This window comes from Chromobacterium sp. FG89 (assembly GCF_057808735.1).
The window spans coordinates 71,634-87,701 of record NZ_JBMDIQ010000015.1 but is presented as its reverse complement, the minus strand read 5'-3'; the positions used below and the strand labels follow the sequence as shown (position 1 = coordinate 87,701).

Below are 16,068 nucleotides of genomic sequence, written 5' to 3'. Positions count from 1 at the left end.
CGCCGTTTAAGGCCGTATTCAGGAGTGCACCTCATGGGACAAGTCCTATTCATTGTTTGGCGTGAAAGCGTCGAAGCCTTGCTGGTCGTCGGCATCCTGAATGCCTGGATGAACCAGAACCCGGCCGGCGCCGCCGGCAAACGTTATCTGTGGGCCGGAGTGGCGCTGGGCCTGTTCGCCGCCGTCGGCCTGGCCGTGGCCCTGTTCGCCGCCAGCAGCCTGATGGCCGGCGCGCAAGACGTGTTCCAAACGGTGATGGTGTTCACCGCCGCCGCGCTGATCGTACATATGGTGCTGTGGATGCGCGAGCATGGCCGCACGCTGAAGAAAGAACTGGAGGCCGGCCTCCGCGAGAACGCCAGCAGCGCCAACTGGTGGGGCGTCACCTTGCTGGCCGCCATCGCCATCGCCCGAGAAGGCAGCGAAACCGTGGTCTTCCTCTACGGCATGCTGGCCGAGGCCGACGGCTCCACGCTGGCCAGCATGAGCTTCGCCGCCTTGATCGGCCTGGGCCTGGCCTTCCTGACCTTCTATCTCTTGCAGCTGGGCGGCAAATACCTGTCCTGGCGCTTGTTCTTCCGCATCACCGAAATCATGCTGCTGCTGCTCGGCGCCTCGCTCTTCCTCAGCGGTGTGGAAAAGCTGATCTCGATGGACATTCTGCCGGCGCTGATCGACCCGCTGTGGGACAGCTCCGCGCTGCTTGACGATATGAGCCCCGCCGGCGGCGTCGTCGCCTCGCTCACCGGCTATCGCGCCCACCCCGCCCTGATGAGCCTGATCGCCTACGCGCTGTTCTGGGCGACGATCTGGGCGCTGTTCCAGTGGCGCAACCGCAAACACGCGCTGGCCGTATGAAATCCGCCCGCCCGCCCCTTCCCCATTCCGCCGACGCTTGCGCCGGCGCTTCCTGTAGTCAGCCGACGGCCCCCGGTTTCATGGCCGCCGTCGGCTTGTGGCTGCGCGATCACGCCGGCCTGCTGCGCGCGCTGCAATGGGGGGTGGTGCTGGTCTACGCCGCGCTGCTGATCGTGCCGGCCTGCCTGGACCTGCCCGGAGACACCGCCCGGATCTGGAACAATCTGACCATCTTCGCCCAATTCGTGTTCTGGGGCATCTGGTGGCCCTTCGTGCTCTTGTCCATGGTGCTCTTCGGCCGGCTGTGGTGCGGCGTGTTGTGCCCGGAAGGCGCGCTGTCCGAATGGGCGGCCAAGAAAGGCCTGGGCCGGCCCATCCCGCGCTGGATGCGCTGGGGCGGCTGGCCCTTCGTCGCCTTCGCGCTGACCACCATCTACGGCCAACTGGTCAGCGTTTACCAATACCCCAAGGCCGCGTTGCTGGTGCTGGGCGGCTCCACCGTGGCTGCGGTGATCGTCGGCTTCATCTACACCCGCGGCAAGCGCGCCTGGTGCCGCCACCTGTGCCCGGTCAACGGCGTGTTCGGCCTGCTGTCCAAGCTGGCGCCGATGTATTACCGCGTGGACGAGGCCGCCTGGAAGGCCTCGCAGCAAGGCAAAACTATCCCGATACAGGCGGTGGACTGCGCGCCGCTGCAACCGCTGCGCCATATGCAAGGCGGCAGCGGCTGCCATATGTGCGGCCGCTGCAGCGGCCATCGCGACGCCATCGAACTGAGCCTGCGCTCGCCCACTGAAGAAGTGGTCAAAGTCGCCGCCAAGGAAGCCGACGGCTGGCAAACCGCGCTGATCGTCTACGGCCTTCTGGGCGTGGCGATGGGCGCCTTCCACTGGACCATGAGCCCCTGGTTCGTGGCCATGAAGCAGGCGGCGGCGGAATGGCTGGTGGACCGCGACATCCTGTGGCCGCTGGACACCGAGGCGCCGTGGTGGCTGCTGACCCACTACCCGCAGCATAACGACGTGTTCTCCTGGCTGGACGGCGCGGCGCTGATCAGCTATGTGCTGATCACCGCGCTGGCGCTGGGCAGCGGCCTGCTGCTGTGCCTGGCGGCCGGCGTGCGCATCGCCGGCCCCTGGCGGCTGCAACGCCTGCACCACCTGGCGCAGAGCCTGATCCCGCTGGCCGGCTGCGGCGTGTTCCTGGGTCTGTCCGCGCTGACGGTGACGCTGTTGAAAGCCGAAGGGGTGCCGATGTTCTGGGCCAACGACGCGCGGCTGGCCTTGCTGGCCGGCGCCAATCTGTGGTCGCTGTGGCTGGGACGCGCCATCCTCGCGCGTTGGAGTTCCGGCTGGCGTCAGGCGCTGGCCTTGCTTCCCTTGCTAGCGGCGCTGGCCCTGGTGGACGCCGCCTGGGGCTTCATGTTCTGGTGGTGGTAGCCGTCCCGCTGGCGACGGGGTGGGCGCTGTGCGATAACAAAGCATGCTCCCACCCTGATCCTGGAGTCGCGCCATGTGGCGTCCGCTGCTGCTTGCCCTCTATTGCCTGGCCGCGACCGCGCGCGCCGAAACGCCGGCGATAGACTTCGCCACCGGCGAGTGGCCGCCCTATGTGTCGCGCAGCTTCACCGCCGACGGCGTGTTCGCCGACATGGTGCGGCAAATCTGCCGACGCGCCGGCTATACCGCGCGTTTTCACTATATGAGCTGGCCCCGCGCGGAAGCCGAAGTCAAGGCGGGCCGCGCCGCGGCGGCCTTTCCCTACCGGCCGACGCCGGAACGCGCGCTCAGTTTCGATTTCTCCCCGCCGCTGATCCACAGCAGCAGCTACTTCTTCTACTACAAGCCCCGGCTCGCCAATCCCCCCTACGACTTTCACAGCCTGGCCGACTTGCGCGCCTACCGCATCGGCGTGCAGCTGGGCTATTGGTACCAGCCCTTGTTCAAGCAATACCGCCTGAACACGCTGAACACCAACGACAAGGAAAACGCGATCAGGCTGCTGCGCGCCGGCCACCTGGACCTGGCGCCGCTGACGCTGGAACGCGGCCTGTTCCTGATCCGCACCCAGGCCGCCGGTCAGGAGCGCGACTTCGCCTACATTCCCACGCCGCTGGACAAGGCCACTTCGCTGTCGCTGATGTACTCGCGCACTTATCCGAACATCGTCAAACTACGGCGCGCAATCGATCAGACCCTGCAAGCGATGCAGGCCGACGGCAGCCTGCAAGCCATTTACCAGCGCAACTTTCCCGAACTCAAGCCGCGGCGCTGACCAGAACCGGCTGCAGCACCCGCTGCGCGTCCTTGGGCGACATCCCGATCAGAAAACCGCGCTTGCCGCCGTTGATGTAGATGCGCTCCAGTTCGACGATGCTGGCCTCCATATACACCGGCATCGGATGGCGGGCGCCGAAAGGACTGGTGCCGCCCACCTGGTAGCCGCTGTGCTTGTCCGCGGTCTTGGGATCGCAGGGATGGACCTTCTTGACGCCGATCTGCTTGGCCAGCATGCCGGTGCCCACTTCGCGGTCCCCGTGCATCAGCACGATCAAGGGCCGCTTGTTCTCGTCCTCCATGATCAAGGTCTTGATCACGCAGTGCTCGTCCACGCCCAACTCCCGCGCCGACACCGTGGTGCCGCCCTTTTCCTCGTACTTGTACAGATGCTCGCTATAAGCGACCTGATGCTCGCGCAATACCCGGATCGCCTGAGTGACCGGGGCTTTCTCCTTGGACATGATCTTCACGGTGAAAAACAAAACGCCACTGTAGAAGTTTGAGCGCCGGCTGGCAAACCCCAAGCCGCCGCTTAGCCGCTCCAGTGCGGGGGGATTTGTCCCAACTCAAGCGCCGCCGGGCCGGCGCAGCCGCCACCACAGCCGCAGCCCCAGCAGCACAGCCAACACCGCCGCGTAGATCAAGGGCTGGCTCAGGTCCTTCTTCACCAACCACCAGTAATGGATGACCGCCAGCAAGGCCGTCGGATAGACCAACCGATGCAAGCGGCCCCAGTTGCGCTTGAGCCGGCGCATCCAACCCTGAGTTGAGGTCAGCGCCAACGGCGTCATCAGCAAGAGCGCGGCGAAACCGACGGTGATGAAGGGCCGCTTGTAGATGTCCCTGACGATGCCGGCCCAATCGAAAAACTGGTCCAGCCACAAATAGGTCAGGAAATGCAGGCTCAGGTAGAAAAAGGCGAACAAGCCCAGCATGCGCCGGCACTTGAGCGGCCAGCCGCCAGCCCCCAAACGCCGCAAGGGCGTCATCGCCAGCGTCGCCAGCAGCCACACCAAGGTCCAGGTGCCGGTGGAACGAGTGATGAACTCCACCGGGTTCACCGCCTCGCCGGACAGCACAATCCAGGCGGCGCGCGCCAGCGGCAACAGACAGACCACAAACAGCAGGCATTTGAACCAGGCCAAGGCGCGGTCTGCCGGACGAGCGGTAACGGATTTAAGGTGCAAAGTCGTCATCCCCGCTCCATCAATAATTCTTGCGCAGATCCAGGCCGCGGTACAAACCCGCCACCTGCTCGCCGTAGCCGTTGAACATCAGCGTCTTGCGCTTGAAGAACTCGCCGATGCGGCGCTCGCTGGCCTGGCTCCAGCGCGGATGGTCCACTTCCGGATTCACATTGGAATAGAAGCCGTACTCGCGCGCATTGGCCCTATTCCAACTGGTGGCCGGCATGGTTTCCTGCAGATGGATGCGCACGATGGACTTGATGCTCTTGAAGCCGTATTTCCACGGCACCACCAGGCGGATCGGCGCGCCGTTCTGATTGGGCAGCACATCGTTGTACAGGCCGACGGCCAAAATGGTCAGCGGGTGCATCGCTTCATCCATGCGCAGACCCTCGCGGTAGGGCCAGTCCAGCACCCGGCCGCGCTGGCCGGGCATTTCCGCCGGCCGCTGCAGAGTTTCGAAGGCCACGTACTTGGCGCGCGAGGTCGGGTTCATCTGTTTGAGCAGACTGGCCAGCGGAAAACCCACCCATGGAATCACCATGCTCCAGCCCTCGACGCAACGCAGCCGGTAGATGCGCTCCTCCAACGGCATTTTCAGCAATTGCTCGATGCCGAAGCTGCGCGGCTTGGCCACCTCGCCGTCCACCAGCACGTTCCAGGGACGGGTTTTCAGGCTGCCGGCATTCGCCGCCGGGTCCGACTTGTCGGTGCCGAACTCGTAGAAATTATTGTAGCCGGCAATCTCTTTCAGGCTATTGGCCTTGTCGTTGCCGGCCAGCGTCGACAAGGGGCTTTTCTTGGCGGCCAGCGCCGCCAGCGTCTCGGCGGACAACAGCAGGCCGGCGCTGCCCAGCATGAAGTGGCGGCGGTTCAGGTACACGCCTTCCGGCGTGATGTCCGACGAGGGAATATCAGCGGGTTTCTTGATCAGCATGGCGGTGTCTCCAGTCTTTACCCCCATGAGTCGGGAGCGGCTCCTGAATCTGACAATCGACCACGCCGATAATTTACGCAAGCGGCTCCGCATCCGCCCGCCAGGCCTGACCCAAGGCGCTGCCCTGGCCGCCGTCGCGCGCCAGGCGCCGGCCTATGGCCTGCAAGGCGGTCCAGCGCGGCCCACACCAGTCCGGCGCGATCAAGGTGGGCGCTTGCGCGGTGGCCGACACCCGATGGTAGACCACCTGCGGCGGCGTGCGGCGGATCAGGCTGGCCGCCAGCTCGGCGTAGTCGTCCAGGCTCCACGGCGTCACTTCGCCGCGCCGGTATTGCGCCGCCATCCGCGATCCGCGCACCACCATCAGCGGATGCAGCTTCAGCCCTTCCACGCCGATATCCAATACCGTGTCCAGCGAGGCGTGGACGGCGGCGGCGTCCTCGCCGGGCAGTCCGGCGATCAGATGGGTGCAAATCTTGAGCCCGTGCCGGCGCGCGCGTCGCACCGCGTCGCGATATTCGGCCAGGCCGTGGCCGCGCCGGATCAAGGCCTGGGTCTGGTCATGCGCGGTCTGCAAGCCCAGTTCCAGCCACACCTCGCCGCCTTGGTCCTGATATTCCGCCAGCAGGGCCAGCGCGGCGTCCGGCACGCAATCCGGCCGGGTGCCGACGCACAGCCCCACCACATCGGCGCCTGCCAGCGCCTCGTCGTACAGCCGGCGCAGCTGCTCGGTTTCGGCATAAGTGCTGGTATAAGCCTGGAAATAGGCGAGGTAGCGCCGCGCGCGGTCGGTCTTCTCCTTCTCCCGCGCCAACTGCTCGCTGATAGACAAGGCGGCCGGGTCGCGGCCGAAACTGCGCACATTGCAAAAGGTGCAGCCGCCGCGCCCCAGCGTGCCGTCGCGGTTGGGACAGGTGAAATCGCCGGCCAGCGACAATTTGTGCACCGGCTCGCCGAAGCGGCGTTTCAGATAATAGCCAAAGGTATGCAGATGCCGGGGCAGATCCATCGCCAAACAAAGCCCAAAGCCGGGCAGTCTAGCAAGCAGGCCGCCCGGAAGCGCTGAGCGGGATCAAGGATGGACGCGGCGGCACCGCTCTTAAAGACGATGCCAGCCCAATAGATACAGCAGCGAAAACAGCCCGGCGCTGAGCAGCAGCGCCAGCGCCAAGGTGCTGAACAGCTCGTGCAGGCTCTGCCGCTGGCGCCGGTTGAGCAGCCAGCGCGCCAGCATCAGCAAAACGCCGCACAATACGAAAAACTTGAAGAGACGACCGAACATGGCGGGCCAGCGGAAGAAAGTCGCCCAATTATCCGGCGCGCCGCCCTGGCTGGCAAGACGGCTGTCGCCGGCGGCGAAAGACATGCTAAAGTCCTGGCTGTAGCCTACAGGAGGCTCCGCGACAGAGAATGGCCGGCATAGACCGGCCGCCGGCGGAGCGACAGCATGCGCGCAGCCGACTCCGGCTCGCCGCGCATGCCGAAAATAGCAAAAGAGGCACTCAAGTCACCATGTCCGACCTCCACGACTCCGTCGGCATCGTCACGGCCCAAACCGCCGTATTCGATACCCCCTTGCCGCTGAACAGCGGCGCCGTCCTGCCCGGCTATCAGCTGCGCTTCGAAACCTACGGCGAGCTCAACGCCGCCAAAAGCAACGCCATCCTGATCTGTCACGCCTTGTCCGGCCATCATCACGTGGCCGGCCGGCACCAGGCGGACGACAAGGCCTCCGGCTGGTGGGACAATATGGTGGGCCCCGGCAAGCCCATAGACACCCGCCGCTTCTTCGTGGTGGGCGTCAACAATCTGGGCGGCTGCCACGGCAGCACCGGCCCGTCCAGCGTCAATCCGGCCACCGGCCGGCCCTGGGGTTCCGGCTTTCCCGTCGTCACCGTGTCAGACTGGGTCACCAGCCAGGCGCGGCTGGCGGACCGGCTGGGCGTGGAACGCTGGGCGGCGGTGATAGGCGGCAGCCTGGGCGGCATGCAGGCCATGCAGTGGAGCATCGACTACCCGGAGCGCATCGCCCACGCGCTGCTGATTGCCTCCGCGCCCAAATTATCGGCGCAGAACATCGCCTTCAACGATGTGGCGCGCCAGGCCATCCTCACCGATCCAGAATTCCACGGCGGCGATTTCTACGCCCACGACGCGCTGCCGCGGCGCGGCCTGCGGCTCGCGCGCATGCTCGGCCACATCACCTATCTGTCCGACGACGGCATGGGCGAGAAATTCGGCCGCATGCTGCGCTCCGGCGAGTACCGCTTCGGCTACGACGTGGAGTTCGAGATCGAATCCTATCTGCGCTATCAGGGCGACAAGTTCTCCGACGCCTTCGACGCCAACACCTATCTGCTGATGACCAAGGCGCTGGACTACTTCGATCCGGCCAAGGACTTCGGCGGCGATCTCGTCGCCGCGCTGAAAAAGGCCAGCGCCCGCTTTCTGGTGGCCAGCTTCACCAGCGACTGGCGCTTCTCCCCGGAGCGCTCGCGCGAAACCGTCAAGGCGCTGGTGGCCGCCAACCGGCCTGTGTCCTACGCCGAGATCGAATCCGTCCACGGCCACGACGCCTTCTTGATGACCGATGAGCCCTATGTCCAATTGATGCGCGCCTACCTCGACCGCGTGGCGCGGGAGGTGCAAGCATGAACGCTCCGCAAACCACGGTGCCCTTGCGCGCCGACCTGCGTCTGATCGCCGACTGGATCGCGCCCGACAGCCGCGTGCTGGATCTGGGCTGCGGCGACGGCGCGCTGCTGTCCTGGCTGGGCCGCAACAAACAGGTGGTCGGCTACGGCGTGGACCTGGATGTCGGCAATGTCGTCAAATGCGTAAACGCCGGCGTCAACGCGCTGCAAGGCGATCTGGAAACCGGCCTGGCCGAATTCGACAGCGACGCCTTCGACCACGTGGTGCTGTCGCAAACCATACAGGCGATGCGCGAGACCGAGCAGATCCTGAACGAGATGCTGCGCGTCGGCCGCGAAGCCATCGTCACGTTTCCCAACTTCGGCTACTGGGAAAACCGCTGGCAGATCCTGCAAGGCCACATGCCGGTCTCCGACACCATTCCCTACCAGTGGTACGATACGCCCAACATTCACTGGTGCATGCTCGGCGACTTCGAAGCGCTGTGCGCCAAGAATCGGCTGCGCGTGGTGGAACGCGTGGTGATGAACGGGGTCAAACGGGTGACTTTCATGCCCAATCTGCGCGGCAGCCTGGCCTTCTACCGGGTGGCGCGCCAATAACAACAAGCGGCGGGCTCGTCTCGCCGCGCGATCCGTAGAAACTGGCCTGCCCATGAGCAACACAACCATAGACTGGCGGCGCGACGTCTTTTCGCGCACGATGCTGATCTGCGTCTTCACCGGCTTCGCCTCCGGTCTTCCGCTGTACACCCTGATCAATCTGCTTCCCGCCTGGCTGCGCAGCGAAGGCGTCGACCTCAAGGCCATCGGTCTGTTCGCGCTGATCGGCCTGCCCTATACCTGGAAATTCCTGTGGTCCCCCTTGATGGACCGCTACGTGCCGCCGCTGCTGGGCCGCCGTCGCGGCTGGATGCTGCTGACCCAGCTGGCGCTGATCGTCACCATGGCCGGCTTCGGCCTGTTCAACCCGGCCCAGCACATCTGGAGCATCGCCGCGCTGGCGGTGGGCGTGGCCTTCTTCTCCGCCAGCCAGGACATCGTGCTGGACGCCTATCGCCGCGAGATCCTCAGCGACAACGAACTGGGCCTCGGCAATACCGTGCACATCAACGCCTACCGCTTGGCCGGCCTGGTTCCGGGTTCGCTGTCGCTGATCCTGGCCGATCACATCTCCTGGGACCGAGTCTTCCTGATCACCGCGCTGTTCATGATCCCCGGCCTGCTGATGACGCTGCGAGTCAGCGAGCCCAAGCTCGCCGGTCAAGCGCCCAAGACCTTGCGCGAAGCCGTGGTCGAACCCTTCCATGAATTCATCACCCGCCAGGGCTGGCAGGGCGCGGCCTGGATTCTGGGCTTCATCTTCCTGTACAAGCTGGGCGACAGCATGGCCACCTCGCTGGCCACCCCCTTCTACATGGACATGGGTTACGCCAAATCCCAGATCGGCCTGGTGGCCAAGCACGCGGCGCTGTGGCCGGCGGTGATAGGCGGCCTGCTCGGCGGCCTGTGGATGATCAAGCTGGGCATCAACCGGGCGCTGTGGGCCTTCGGCGTGGTGCAGGTGCTGTCCATCCTGGGCTTCGCCTGGCTGGCCAGCTACGGCCGCTTCGCCTCCATCGGCGCGCATGAACTGAGCATGCTGGCCGTGGTCATCGGCTTCGAGGCGCTGGGCGTGGGTCTTGGCACCGCGGCCTTCGTCGCCTTCATCGCCAAGAGCACTCACCCGGCCTACACCGCCACCCAGTTCGCCTTGTTCACCAGTCTGGCGGCGGTGCCGCGCACCCTGGCCAACGCCTCCACCGGCTACATCATCGACGCCATAGGCTGGACCAGTTTTTTCCTGTTGTGCACCGCGCTGGCGCTGCCCGGCATGGTGTTGTTGCTGAAAGTCGCCCCATGGAGGGAAAAGGAGGGAGCATGAAGGCATGGAAACCAGCGTTGCTCTGCGCAACGCTGCTGAGCGCGTCCTGCGCCGCGTCGGCCTCCGCCGACACGGCCATGCAAACCGTCAAATACCGCTGCAACGGCAGCAAAATGGTGGTGGTGGAGTATCCGCAGCAGCAAAGCGGCGCCGCCATCCAGCTGAACTGGAACCATCACCGCTACCGGCTGATGCCGGCCAAGGTCGCCCAGGGCGAGCGTTACGTCAGCCAACAACTGATCTGGTCGCTGCTGGACGAGCAAGCGCGCTTGACCACTCGCGGCGGCCGCGTGCTGGCGCAAGGCTGCCGCAAGATCCAGCTGCCGGCAACGGCCGACGGCGCTTAATCTCCCCAGGCCCGGCACGACTGCGGGCCGGACTCCTCCGGCCCGCATTGCGCCAGATTGCCGTCCTGATCCAGGCTCAGCTGCAAGCGGCCGGCCAAACGGTGGCCAGCCCTGGGCTTGGCCAGCAAACGGAAGCTGGCTTGTCCGGCGCTGTCCGAGCCCAGGCTGACGCTGCCCAGCCGAATGTCGAAATCGCGGGTGGCGGGTCGCGGCAGAGGCGGCCATGCCGTGGATCCCGAGCGGTTTTCCAGATGCCAGCGCTGGATGAAATGCAGATTCTCCAATAGCGCCGCGCGCGCCTCCGCCAACTGCCCGCGCAATATCTGCTGCTGATAGGCCGGCCAGGCCATCGCGGCCAGAATGGCCGCCACCGCCATCGCCGTCAGCAATTCCAGCAAGCTCATGCCCGCTTGCGTCCTCATTGCGCCTCCTCCGGCAAACGCCAATTCAAACGCCCGCCTCGGCCGGCCTGCGCGCCCGCCCCGGCCCAGAACCAACTCTGCACGGTCAGCATGTCGCGCTCGCTCTCGCCCCAGACCCTCACGCTGACTCGATACAAGCGGCCGTCCACGCCGGCGATCCGGAACGCCGGATTGAGCAATTCCAGCACATAACGCGGCGAACTCCAGCGCTGCCCTGCGCGCGGCCGCGCCGGCAAGCAGGACGCCGGCGGACGGCCCGGCGTCGCCTCCAAGCCGCGGCTGGGGCCGCAAGGATGCAAGAGCGGCCATCTCGCCCCGTTGATCTGGACGCTGCGCCGCCACACATCGGGCTCGGTCGCACACAAGCCGTATCCGACGCCGGCGACGGCGGACAGGCAATCCGGCATGAACCAGCCCAGGCCGCGGGCGTCTCCTTGCCAGGGAATGCCGGCTTCGCTCGCCAGAGCGTCCTCGAAACGGAGGTTCAAATCCAAGGTCCGCCGTTCCGCCGCCCGCAAAGCCTGCAAAGCCGCCAGCCTCAATGCGCGCTCCTCCGCCAGATTGCGCGTGGCGCGCTGCTCCACCGCCACCGAGCGCGCGCTGCCCATGGCCAACACCGTCAGCAGACTGAGCAGCGGCAGAATCAGCCACAACACCGCTCCGCGCCGCCGGGCCCTCATCCGCCAGGCTCCAGCGCGCACGGCAGGGCCGGCGTCAGCGCCACTACCGTGGTCCAGCTCCGCCGGCGGCCGCCCGCTTGCAACTCAAGCGCCAGTTCCACCCGCGACAGCCGCTTCCAATCCTCCGCGCCCAATTGCTCCGGCCCCTCCCTCCAGGCCAGCGCCAATGGTCGACACCCGCTGCGAACACCAAGGCGCTGCCTCAACGCCGCCACGCCCGTCGCCAGCAATTGCGGCGGCTCCGCCGCTCTGCCGGGCAGGCTTTCCTCCAACCACAGCGCGTCGCCATCGTCACCCTCGCGACGCAGAACGTAACGCTGCGAGGCGATGGCCAAGACCTCCAAGGAGGCGATGTCCGCGCCGCTCAAGAGCCCGGCCTTCGCCGCCCCCGGCCAGGTCAGCACATGCGCGCCGGCCTCCCGTCGCCATTCCAGCCCCGGCTCGCCCCGCTTCAACAGCCTCAGGCTGGAACAACTGGCCAGCGCCGCCTCTTCCCAATCCTCCTCGCCTTGCCAACTCAGCGTGGTCCGCGTCGCGTCCTCCGCCAGCAAGACCGCCGCCGCGCCAACCCCGTAGCGAAAGCGCATGCCTTCCGGCGCCTCGAACCCTCGCCCCGGCGACTCCATCGCCTGCGCGCAAGCGAAACGTCCATGCTTGCGCCAGCTTTCCGCCAATTGCGCCAGCGCGAACTGTCCATCCTGATGTTGACGCAAACCGTTCTCCAACACGCGCAAGCTGCCCTGCATCGTCAACGCCCCCTGCAAGGCCAGCGCCAACACCAGCAGCCCCATGCTCGTCGCCACCATCATTTCCACCAGGGAGAAGCCCTGGACGCGCGCGCGGGCCGCCACGGTCAAGGTTCGTCCAAGGCCAGCGCGTAACGACGCTCAAAACGACCGGCGCCGTCTCCTGCCGACATGCCGGTCCAAGTCAGCCTCACATAGGCAGCGGCGCCCCGCTGCTCGCAAAGCGCCGTCATCGCGTCCAGCGCGCCGCGGCATGAGCTCGCCTCAATCGCCCCTTCCAAGCCTTCCAGCCGCTGCCGCAAACGCGCCCAATCCGCCTGAGCTTGCGCCGACGCTTGCTCCGCCGCCGTCTCCGGCCACAACAGCGCCGCCTCCCCCAGTTCGAGCGCCGCCGCGATCGCCTCCGCCCGCAACAAGGCGTCGCGGCCATGCAGCAGAGCGCGCAATTGCACCGAGGACAGCGCCAGCATCGATACCATGACCAAGAACAAGGCCAGCATGGTTTCCAGCAAGGCGCCACCGCGCACGGCGGACTCAGGCCGGGCAGTCATGATCCGCCCTGCCGACTTCCGCTCGGCCATGAGCGCTGACCGTCAGCGTCAAGCACACGCCGGCGCGCGGGCTTTCCAACAACAGGCGCGCGCTCTGGCCGCGGGCCAGCCGTCCGTTCGGCATGAATTGCAGCTGATCCCGTTCCGCGCGCATCCTGACCTTGCCCACGGCGAACACCAGCAGATGCAAACGCTCCTGGCTGTCGTAGCCGGCCTGGGCGCCGCTCCCTTTATCCGCATACACCAACGCGCCGCGGTCCCACACCTGCCGCTGCTTGGCGCAGCCTTGCAATTGCAGATTGCGCTTCAGATTGGCCGCGCACACGTATACCGGCCGCTTGCTCCTCAGCGCCTCGCTACGGGCAAAGTGCAATAGATTGGCCATTGCCTGGGCATGGCTGCGCAATTGCTGCGTCGACAATAAACGGCCCAGTCCCGGCGCGGCGATCGCCAGACAGAGCAGCATGATCGCCAGAACCGTCATGGCCTCAATCAGGGTGAAACCGGACTGAGTTCGCATCGCAGGCTCCCCGTCTCATTGGGTACCTGGCTAATATATTAAGCAAAGCGAGGCGGACGGAACCGATCTTGTTCCCGCCGACGCCCGTCTGGCCAAGCATTTAGACCAGGACCAGGAAAACGACACAGGCATGAAAAAAGCCAGCCTGAGCGGCTGGCTTTCAGATGGCGACGCAAAGCTGGCTCAGTGCGCGCTTTCCCAGCTTTCCCCCGCGCCCACTTCCGCCAGCAAGGGCACCTTGAGCTTGGCCACGCCGGCCATGATCTCGGGCAAGCGGCGTTTGACCAACTCCAGCTCGGCGTCCGGCACTTCCAGCACCAGTTCGTCATGCACCTGCATGATCAGCTTGCTGCCCAGGCCCTCGCCTTGCAGCCAGTCCTGCGTCGCAATCATCGCCAGCTTGATCAGATCCGCCGCCGTGCCCTGCATCGGCGCGTTGATCGCCGCGCGCTCGGCGCCGGCGCGGCGCGCCGGATTGGACAACTTGATTTCCGGCAGATACAGGCGACGGCCGAACACGGTTTCGACATAGCCTTGCTCGCGCGCGGTCTCGCGCGTGGTCTGCATATACTCGGCCACGCCCGGGTAGCGCATGAAGTAACGGTCGATGTATTGCTGGGCGGCGCTGCGCTCGATGTCCAGCTGCGCGGCCAGACCGAAGGCGCTCATGCCGTAGATCAGGCCGAAGTTGATCGCCTTGGCGGCGCGGCGCTGATCGGCGCTGACCTGGGACAGCTCAACGCCGAACACCTCGGCGGCGGTGGCGCGATGGATGTCCTCGCCGCTGGCGAAGGCCCGCAGCATGCCGGCGTCGTCGGACAGATGCGCCATGATGCGCAGCTCGATCTGCGAATAATCGGCGCTGACGATCACATGCCCCGGCGGCGCGATGAAGGCCTCGCGCACGCGACGCCCTTCCGAGGTGCGCACCGGAATGTTCTGCAGATTGGGATCCGAGCTGGCCAAGCGTCCGGTGATCGCCACCGCCTGCGCGTAATTGGTGTGCACGCGGCCGGTGGCCGCATTGATCAGCTGCGGCAATTTGTCGGTGTAGGTGGACTTGAGCTTGGCCAGGCCGCGGTACGCCAGAATGCATTTGGGCAGCGGGTGCTCCAGCGCCAGCGTCTCCAGCACCGATTCATCGGTGGAGTAGCCGCCGGACGGGGTCTTCTTCACCCCCTTGGTGGGAATGCCCAGCTTGCCGAACAGGATTTCCTGCAACTGCTTGGGCGAATTCAGATTGAAAGGCTGGCGGGCCAGATCGTAGGCCTGGTTTTCCAGCTTCAGCATTTCGGTGCCCAACTGATGGCTCTGCGTCGCCAGACGTTCGCGGTCTATCAGCACCCCGTGGCGCTCCATCGCGAACAGCACCTCGGCCACCGGCAGCTCGATGTCCCGGTAGACCTCGCGCAAGCGGCCGTTCAGCAGGCCGGAGAAATATTGATTCAAGCGCAGCGTGATATCGGCGTCCTCCGCCGCGTAATTGGCGGCGGTGTCGATGTCCACCTCGCCGAAGCCGATCTGCTTGGCGCCCTTGCCGCAGATCTCCTCGTAGCTGACCGTGGATTCGCCCAGATGGCGGCGCGCCAGATCGTCCATATTGTGGCGTTCATGGCTTTCCACCACATAGGACGCCAGCAGGGAATCGTCGACCACGCCGGCCAAGCGGATGCCGTGGTTGGCGAACACATGGCGGTCGTACTTCAGGTTCTGACCGCACTTTTTCTTGCCGGCGTCTTCCAGCCAAGGCTTGAGTTTGGCCAGGCTACGCTCCAGGTCCAACTGCTCGGGCGCGCCGGCGTAATGATGGCCCAGCGGCAGATAGGCGGCTTCGCCGGAGCGCACCGAGAAGCTGACGCCGATGATGCGCGCCTGCATCTGGTCCAGGCTGGTGGTTTCCGTGTCCAGCGACACCACATCCGCCGCGGCCAGCTTGGCCAGCCAGGCGTCCAGCTGCGCGGCCTCCAGAATGGTTTCATAGCGCCGCTCCGCCGCCGTTTCCGGCAGAGCCGGGCTGTCCTGCGCGGCCTCGATGGCGAACAGATCGTCGCCCTGGGTTCCGCCCGCGGTCTGCGCCACCGCCGGCATCTCCTCGCCCTCGGTCACCTCGCGGTAAAAGGTGCGGAAGCCCAGGCCCTGATACAGCTCGGCCAGACGCGGCTTGTCCTTGAGGCCGTGCTGCAGACTGTCTAGGCCATAGGGCATGTCCGCGTTCAGATCCACATCGCACTTGATGGTGATCAGCTCGCGGCCCTTGGGCAGCCAATCCAGCGCCGCGCGCAGGTTCTCGCCCACCTTGCCGCCCACTTCCGCCGCCTGGGCGATGACGGCGTCCAGGCTGCCGTACTGCTCCAGCCACTTGACCGCGGTCTTGGGCCCGCACTTGTCCACGCCCGGCACATTGTCCACCTTGTCGCCGATCAGGGTCAGATAGTCGACGATCAATTCCGGCGGCACGCCGAACTTGTCCTTGACCCCGTCGCGGTCGAAGGTTTCATTGGTCATGGTGTTGACGATGGACACCTGTCCGTCCACCAACTGCGCCATATCCTTGTCGCCGGTGGAGATGACCACCCGCATGCCGGCGGCCGCGCCGGCGCGCGCCAGCGTGCCGATCACATCGTCAGCCTCCACGCCCGGCACCACCAGCATCGGCCAGCCCGAGGCTTGCACCACCTCATGGACCGCCGTAATCTGGGAGGCGAGTTCCTCCGGCATCGACGGGCGATTGGCCTTGTACTCGGGGTAAAGGTCGTCGCGAAATGTCTTGCCTTTGGCGTCGAAAACGCAGGCGCTATAATCGAACTGCACTTCCTTCTCCAGCCGCCTGAGCATGTTCACCATGCCATAGACAGCCCCCACCGGGCGGCCATCCGGAGAACGCAAATCGGGCATCGCGTGAAAGGCGCGGTACAAATAAGAAGAGCCGTCGATCAATAACAGTGTTTTCATAAAAAGAGGCA

18 protein-coding genes are annotated in these 16,068 nt (G+C 65.6%); 7 read left to right on the top strand and 11 right to left on the bottom strand.

Annotated features, from left to right (window positions below; translation table 11 throughout):
- The first annotated feature begins 33 nt into the window (after positions 1–33).
- From ACODRW_RS15655 to ACODRW_RS15645, 3 genes are all read left to right on the top strand, one after another.
- A complete protein-coding gene (locus ACODRW_RS15655) occupies positions 34–858 on the top strand; it encodes an FTR1 family iron permease (protein ID WP_227105290.1) in 825 nt (274 codons plus the stop codon).
- Entirely contained in the window at positions 855–2,297 is a 1,443-nt protein-coding gene (locus tag ACODRW_RS15650) for a 4Fe-4S binding protein (protein WP_488906127.1), read from the top strand. The genes ACODRW_RS15655 and ACODRW_RS15650 overlap by 4 nt, the downstream gene beginning before the upstream one ends.
- 73 nt (positions 2,298–2,370) lie before the next feature.
- Positions 2,371–3,132, top strand: coding sequence for a substrate-binding periplasmic protein (locus tag ACODRW_RS15645; RefSeq protein WP_488906126.1), 762 nt, complete (start codon positions 2,371–2,373; stop codon positions 3,130–3,132).
- Here ACODRW_RS15645 and ybaK read toward each other — a convergent pair.
- The 5 genes from ybaK to ACODRW_RS15620 form a co-directional block, all read right to left on the bottom strand.
- Positions 3,116–3,598: a Cys-tRNA(Pro) deacylase gene (ybaK, locus tag ACODRW_RS15640; RefSeq protein ID WP_107801986.1), complete on the bottom strand. Its 483-nt coding sequence runs from the start codon at positions 3,596–3,598 to the stop codon at positions 3,116–3,118. The two genes, ACODRW_RS15645 and ybaK, sit on opposite strands and share 17 nt — an antisense overlap.
- A 105-nt stretch (positions 3,599–3,703) precedes the next feature.
- On the bottom strand, positions 3,704–4,333 hold the full coding sequence (gene msrQ / locus ACODRW_RS15635; RefSeq protein ID WP_488906125.1) for a protein-methionine-sulfoxide reductase heme-binding subunit MsrQ: 630 nt from the start codon (positions 4,331–4,333) through the stop codon (positions 3,704–3,706).
- Positions 4,334–4,343: 10 nt separating this feature from the next.
- On the bottom strand, positions 4,344–5,261 hold the full coding sequence (gene msrP, locus ACODRW_RS15630; protein ID WP_488906124.1) for a protein-methionine-sulfoxide reductase catalytic subunit MsrP: 918 nt from the start codon (positions 5,259–5,261) through the stop codon (positions 4,344–4,346).
- 73 nt (positions 5,262–5,334) lie between these two features.
- A complete protein-coding gene (gene mnmL, locus ACODRW_RS15625) occupies positions 5,335–6,270 on the bottom strand; it encodes a tRNA modification radical SAM protein MnmL/YtqA (RefSeq protein ID WP_488906123.1) in 936 nt (311 codons plus the stop codon).
- 90 nt (positions 6,271–6,360) lie between these two features.
- The gene (locus ACODRW_RS15620; protein ID WP_048413183.1) at positions 6,361–6,543 is read right to left on the bottom strand and encodes a protein MIGRI; all 183 of its coding nucleotides are present in this window, start codon (positions 6,541–6,543) and stop codon (positions 6,361–6,363) included.
- Positions 6,544–6,773: 230 nt separating this feature from the next.
- Between ACODRW_RS15620 and metX the strand changes: the two genes are divergently transcribed.
- The 4 genes from metX to ACODRW_RS15600 are packed head-to-tail and all read left to right on the top strand — an operon-like array spanning position 6,774 to position 10,186.
- A complete protein-coding gene (metX, locus tag ACODRW_RS15615; protein WP_488906122.1) occupies positions 6,774–7,916 on the top strand; it encodes a homoserine O-succinyltransferase MetX in 1,143 nt (380 codons plus the stop codon).
- On the top strand, positions 7,913–8,518 hold the full coding sequence (gene metW, locus ACODRW_RS15610) for a methionine biosynthesis protein MetW (RefSeq protein WP_488906121.1): 606 nt from the start codon (positions 7,913–7,915) through the stop codon (positions 8,516–8,518). Before metX ends, metW begins: the two co-directional genes overlap by 4 nt.
- A 52-nt stretch (positions 8,519–8,570) precedes the next feature.
- On the top strand, positions 8,571–9,839 hold the full coding sequence (locus tag ACODRW_RS15605; protein ID WP_486635972.1) for an AmpG family muropeptide MFS transporter: 1,269 nt from the start codon (positions 8,571–8,573) through the stop codon (positions 9,837–9,839).
- Complete coding sequence (locus tag ACODRW_RS15600; RefSeq protein ID WP_488906120.1) at positions 9,836–10,186, top strand: MliC family protein; 351 nt, start codon at positions 9,836–9,838, stop codon at positions 10,184–10,186. Before ACODRW_RS15605 ends, ACODRW_RS15600 begins: the two co-directional genes overlap by 4 nt.
- Here ACODRW_RS15600 and ACODRW_RS15595 read toward each other — a convergent pair.
- From ACODRW_RS15595 to polA, 6 genes are all read right to left on the bottom strand, one after another.
- Positions 10,183–10,608, bottom strand: a complete 426-nt coding sequence (locus ACODRW_RS15595) for a type IV pilin protein (RefSeq protein ID WP_158274413.1) — start codon at positions 10,606–10,608, stop codon at positions 10,183–10,185. The two genes, ACODRW_RS15600 and ACODRW_RS15595, sit on opposite strands and share 4 nt — an antisense overlap.
- Positions 10,605–11,288 (bottom strand): hypothetical protein, encoded by a 684-nt coding sequence (locus ACODRW_RS15590; protein ID WP_488906119.1) that lies wholly within the window; start codon positions 11,286–11,288, stop codon positions 10,605–10,607. Before ACODRW_RS15590 ends, ACODRW_RS15595 begins: the two co-directional genes overlap by 4 nt.
- On the bottom strand, positions 11,285–12,139 hold the full coding sequence (locus ACODRW_RS15585; RefSeq protein ID WP_235089887.1) for a PilW family protein: 855 nt from the start codon (positions 12,137–12,139) through the stop codon (positions 11,285–11,287). Before ACODRW_RS15585 ends, ACODRW_RS15590 begins: the two co-directional genes overlap by 4 nt.
- A gap of 2 nt (positions 12,140–12,141) precedes the next feature.
- Positions 12,142–12,585: a hypothetical protein gene (locus ACODRW_RS15580; protein ID WP_488906118.1), complete on the bottom strand. Its 444-nt coding sequence runs from the start codon at positions 12,583–12,585 to the stop codon at positions 12,142–12,144.
- Entirely contained in the window at positions 12,569–13,105 is a 537-nt protein-coding gene (locus tag ACODRW_RS15575) for a GspH/FimT family pseudopilin (RefSeq protein WP_235086154.1), read from the bottom strand. The genes ACODRW_RS15580 and ACODRW_RS15575 overlap by 17 nt, the downstream gene beginning before the upstream one ends.
- A 183-nt stretch (positions 13,106–13,288) precedes the next feature.
- Positions 13,289–16,057, bottom strand: coding sequence for a DNA polymerase I (gene polA / locus ACODRW_RS15570; protein ID WP_235086152.1), 2,769 nt, complete (start codon positions 16,055–16,057; stop codon positions 13,289–13,291).
- Between the last annotated feature and the right edge of the window lie 11 nt (positions 16,058–16,068).